Annotated in this window: 1 protein-coding gene; it reads left to right on the top strand. The window is 69.7% G+C overall.

What is annotated here, in order from left to right:
* Nucleotides 1-687: autotransporter domain-containing protein (locus IGS55_RS27810; protein ID WP_230519565.1), on the top strand; the 687-nt coding region annotated here is incomplete at both ends.

Raw genomic sequence — 687 nt, 5'->3', positions numbered from 1 at the left:
GGCCGGCAAGCCGTCGTACCAGCTGAGCTTTGCGGCCTCGGGCAAGTTCGCCGGCGCGGCCGTCGTCAGCTACACCCTGAGCAATGCGTATGCGACCTCGAAGCCGGGCGTGGTCAACGTGACGGTGACGGCGCGGCGCGACCCGTCGGTCGATCCGGAAGTGATCGGCCTGCAGGCGGCGCAAGCCGATGCGGCGCGGCGTTTCGCCAGCGCGCAGCTGTCGAACTTCACGCAGCGCCTGGAAAGCCTGCATGGCGATGGCTGGGGAAGGTCCAGTTTTGGCCTGAGCCTGACGCCGCCGAACGACAGCGGCAATCCGACGGCGGCGCTGGCGCGCTGGCAGGCGGACGAAGCGGACCGCGTGTTCGGCACGGCCGTCAAACCGTTCCTGCGCAAGGCGGCCTTGCGCCCGAGTGACGCCGGTTTCAGCAGCGATGCGCGGCAGCAGGTGGACGTCAGCGGCGCCACCAGCGGCTTGCCGGACATGCCGCAAAAGCCCGACACGCAGAAGCAGGCGTTAGCTCTGTGGCTCGGTGGCGCGGTCGACTTCGGCCAGCACTATGTGAACGGCCGCGAGACGGGCTTCCGCTTCCGCACCAACGGCGTGAGCGTGGGCGGCGACTACCGCCTCAGCGACCTGGCGACCCTGGGCGTGGGCGCCGGTTTCAGCCATGACCGCAGCGACGT

Origin of the sequence: Janthinobacterium sp. EB271-G4-3-2, assembly GCF_020858035.1 — a bacterium.
In the GTDB taxonomy this organism is placed as follows: Bacteria; Pseudomonadota; Gammaproteobacteria; order Burkholderiales; family Burkholderiaceae_D; genus Janthinobacterium; species Janthinobacterium aestuarii.
This window is presented reverse-complemented; position numbering and strand designations above follow the sequence as displayed.